Origin of the sequence: Micromonospora sp. KC721, assembly GCF_004348355.1 — a bacterium.
In the GTDB taxonomy this organism is placed as follows: Bacteria; Actinomycetota; Actinomycetes; order Mycobacteriales; family Micromonosporaceae; genus Micromonospora.
Window position 1 is genome coordinate 1 of the sequence record NZ_SMJY01000315.1, and the last position, 4,117, is coordinate 4,117.

Here is a 4,117-nt window from a genome sequence, read left to right on the forward strand (position 1 = left end):
CCCCACACGTCAGGCCCCCGCGCGCCGGGGCCGGCCAGCGGCACGGTGGCGGTCCGGGCATCGCGCCCAGGTGGTCCGCACGGTTCTCACCGGCCGTACGCTAGCCGGATAATCCGCCTCATGACGAGTGTGCGGGTATTGCTGGCCGACGACGACGTCCTGCTGCGGGAGGGGCTGGCCAGTCTGTTGCAGCGGGCCGGTCACGAGGTGGTGGGGCAGGCGGGCGACGGGCGGCAACTCGTGGAGCTGGCCCGGGCCACCAACCCCGACCTGGTCGTGGTGGACATCCGGATGCCACCCACCCACACCTCGGAAGGGCTGGAGGCCGCCCGTGACATCCGCGAGGACCACCCGGAGACGGCGGTGCTCGTCCTGTCCGCCCACGTCGAGGTGGAGCACGCGATGGAGTTGCTGGTCAGCGGGCGCGGCGTCGGTTACCTGCTCAAGAGCCGGGTCAGCGACGTGGCGGAGTTCGTCGACAGCCTGGAACGGGTCGCGCACGGCGGGTCGGTGGTCGACCCCGCGCTGGTGCAGGAGTTGGTGTCGGCGCGCCGGCGCAACGATCCGCTGGCCGTGTTGAGCGAGCGGGAACGGGAGGTGCTGGCGTTGATGGCCGAGGGGCGGTCCAACGCGGGCATCGCCCGGCGGCTGTGGGTGACCGAGGGCACCGTGGAGAAGCACGTACGCAGCATCCTGGCCAAGCTCGACCTGACCGGGACCGATGACGATCACCGCCGGGTCCTGGCGGTGCTCACGTTCCTCGAAGCCCGCTGACCCGGCCGGAGTGCTCGTCCAGCAGGCCCCGGACGGCGGTGGCCGACAAGGTGACCTTGGGCAGGAAGCCCACCGCGGGGCTGGCCGCGATCAGCTCCGCGTAGTCCTCCTCGTCGTGGGTGGAGATGAGGATCAGGCGGGCCGGCGGCCGGCCGTCCTCCGGCTGTAACCGCCGGGCCAGCTCGAAGCCGCTCTCGCCGCCCAGGTCGATGTCGAGCAGCACCACGTCGGGCCGGAGCTCCGCGACCCGTCGCTGCGCCTCGACACCGTTGGACGCCACGCCCACGACCGTGACGCCCTCGCGATCCAGCAGCGCACGGGCGGCGTCGAGGAACCACCGGCTGTCGTCGACGATCAAGCAGCGCAGCATGGAACAAGCGTCGCAGCCGCAGGCGGCCCTGGCATTCCGGCTACCTGGACAACGTACGGGCGGTCCGGTTGCAGCCAGCCCCCAGGCGGGACGGGTGCTGGCGGTGAGGACCGGCGCCGCCGCAAGCTCCACGCTTGTCGACGGAAGGGCGCGGGCGGACGGCGGCACCCGGCACACGTTTGTCAACCGGGCCGGCCGCTGGCGACGGACCTGACCCGAGGGGAGGGCACGTGACGGGCGTCGGTGCGGGGATGGTGACTCCGGTCGGCGATGCGGCACCGTCCGGTGTTGCGGTGTCGGACCGGCTGACCGTGCGGTTGCCGGCCGACGCCACCGCCCTGGTCTGTGGTGACCTGCGTTTGGGGCAGGCCCGGTCGGCTGCTTCCAGCCGGTTCGAGCGCGACCTGGTGGGGCGGCTCGGTCGGTGGTCGGGCCCCGGGGGCGTGGTGCTCAACGGGGACGTGTTCGAGTTGTGGGGCGAGCCGGGCGGCACCGTGGGGGGTGCCCTCGACGCCCATCCGGCGTTGACTGCGGCGTTGCGGGACTTCAGCCGCGAACCCGGTCGGGAACTGGTCGTGGTGGTGGGTGACCACGACGCCGCGATCGCCTGGGACGGGGTGTCGGCGGCGGTCGTGGCCGACCGACTCGGCGGTCGGTGCGCCCTCTCGGTGGACCTGTGCTTCGACACGCCGGCCGGGCCGCGGGTGGTGCGCTGCGAGCACGGCCACGCGTTCGATCCGGCGAACGCCCTGCGTGATCCACGTAATCCGCTGGACTCGCCGCTGGGTCAGCACATCGTGCAGGAGGTGTTGCCGCACGTCCGGGGTAATCCGATGCTGGCCGACGCCGGGGCACTCACCGACCCGGGCGCGATCGGGCCGCTTGTCGCCTCCCGGCTGGTGTACCGCCGGTTGGGTTCGCGGGTCTGGTGGCTGCTGCTGCCGGCGCTGCTGGCCCTGGCCCTGCGCGCGCCGTTCATGGTGCGGCTGCTGGCGCACTCGGCCGCGCTCGCCCGGGTCGAACGGTGGCTGTTGATCTCCGGGATCACCCTGGTCGCCGACCTGGTCCTGCTGGTGGTCCTGGCGGTGCTGCTGGCCCGTACCGTGTACGCGTCGTTGGCCGGCAGCCGGCTCGGTCCGTGGGGGAGCCGGCTCAACGGTCCTCCGAAGGCCGCCGCCGCCGCGCTGTGCGAGGCGGGCCTGGCCGGATTCATCACCGGTCACACCCACCGGCCCGAGTTGGCGGCGGTGGCGGGTGGCTTCTACGCCAACAGCGGCTGCGCGACGCGGGCGGTGGAGGCGCGGCGGGCCCGCTGGTTCCTGCCGCCGGTGTTCCTGCCGGTGCTGCGCCGCAGCTGGGTGGAGGTCGACGTGGCGCAGCAGGTACGGGCTCGGCTGGTGGTGGGCGAGTCGCCGGCCGGCGAGGCGACGCTGGTGGAGCGGCTCGTCGTCCGGCGCCACCGGTCGCTACCGGATTCGCCCGCGGTGGTGGCCACGGTGCCCGGCCAGGCGGGCTGGCCGGTGCAGCAGGAGGCGCTGGCCCGCCGCGTCAGGTACGAGCGGGTGCGGCGCAGGGCCGCGCTGACGGTCGGCGGCATGGCGCTGCTCAACCTCGCCTCGGCGGTGACGCCGCCGCTGCGGGACCGGTTGGCCGCGCTGCTGGAGTGGCTGCCGGTCGAGGCGCCGCAGGCGGCAGCGGCCGGCGTGGTCTTCGTCAGTGTCGCCCTGCTGCTGGTGGCGTGGGGTCTGCGTCGTGGCCGAAGCCTGGCCTTCGGGGTGGCGTCCGGTCTGCTCGTGGCGTCCGCCGTGCTGCATCTGGTCAAGGGCCTCGACGTGGGGGAGGCGCTGCTCGCCGTCGTGGTGGCCGGCTGGCTGCTCCGGCACCGGGCGGCGTTCCCGACCCATCCCGACCGCGGACAGGTGCGGGCCGCGGTCGCCGTCCTGCTGGCCGGTGGTGCGCTGGTGGTGGCGGTCTCCCTGGGCCTGACGGCGGCCACCGGCGCGCCCGGGACCACCCGGCACGCGGCCCGGGTGGTGGCGGCCCGGATGGTCGGCGCCACCGCCGCGCCGCTGCCGTCGTCGGGCCGACTGGTGGAGCCGGCGCTGACCGCGGTCGGGTGCAGCCTGCTGCTGGGCAGCGGGTGGCTGCTGCTACGGCCGAGGCGGCATCGCCGGCCGGGCGCGGCCCAGCACCGCGCCGACCTGGCCAGGGCGCGGGCCGTCGTGCGGCGGTACGGCGGGGACACCCTGGGGTACTTCGCGCTGCGATCGGACAAGACCTGGTTCTTCACCGGTGACTGTGTGGTGGCCTACCAGGTGCGCGACGGGGTGTGTCTGGTCTCACCGGACCCGATCGGGCCGCCCGAGCAGTGGGCGGACGCGTGGGCGCAGTTCCTGGCCTTCGCCGACCGGCACGGCTGGCCGGTCACCGTGGTCGGCGCGGCCGAGGGTTGGCTGCCGGTCTACCAGGCGGCCGGGCTGCGCCCGGTGTACCTGGGCGACGAGGCGATCGTCGACTGCGGCAGCTTCAGCCTCGACGGGCGCCCGATGAAGGGTCTGCGCAGCGCCTACCGACGGGTGCAACGGGCCGGGTACACCACCCGGTTCTACGATCCGGCGACGTTGCCGCCGGCACTCGCCGACGAGTTGCGCCGGCTGTCGACGCAGAGCCGGCACGGCGCGGTGGAGCGGGGGTTCTCGATGACCCTGTCGCGGCTGTTCGATCCGGCGGACGCCGGGCTGCTGCTGACTGTGGCGTACGGCCCGGACGGGCGCGTCGACGCGTTCTGCCAGTGGACACCGGCGGCGGACATCGCCGGCTGGTCGCTGGACGTGATGCGCAGGCGCAGCGACGTCGAGCTGCCCAACGGCCTCACCGATTTTCTCATCATCGACACCGTCCAGCACCTGCGGGCGCGGGGGCAGTGGGGTCTGGGGTTGAACTTCGCGGTGATGCGCTCGGTGCTGGCGGGGG

Annotated in this window: 3 protein-coding genes; 2 read left to right on the plus strand and 1 reads right to left on the minus strand. The window is 74.0% G+C overall.

Annotation, left to right across the window (positions count from 1 at the left end):
• Nucleotides 1-129 precede the first annotated feature (129 nt).
• Nucleotides 130-774 carry a response regulator transcription factor gene (locus E1182_RS29540; protein ID WP_207921570.1) on the plus strand — a complete coding sequence of 215 codons (645 nt, stop codon included), beginning with the start codon at nucleotides 130-132 and terminating at the stop codon, nucleotides 772-774.
• Here E1182_RS29540 and E1182_RS29545 read toward each other — a convergent pair.
• Nucleotides 752-1,144, minus strand: a complete 393-nt coding sequence (locus tag E1182_RS29545) for a LytTR family DNA-binding domain-containing protein (protein ID WP_132271002.1) — start codon at nucleotides 1,142-1,144, stop codon at nucleotides 752-754. The genes E1182_RS29540 and E1182_RS29545 overlap by 23 nt on opposite strands.
• A 230-nt stretch (nucleotides 1,145-1,374) precedes the next feature.
• On the opposite strand from E1182_RS29545, the gene E1182_RS29550 reads away from it, so the two are divergent.
• Nucleotides 1,375-4,117, plus strand: a 2,743-nt coding sequence (locus E1182_RS29550) for a phosphatidylglycerol lysyltransferase domain-containing protein (RefSeq protein WP_132271003.1), incomplete at its 3' end; no start/stop codon positions are given.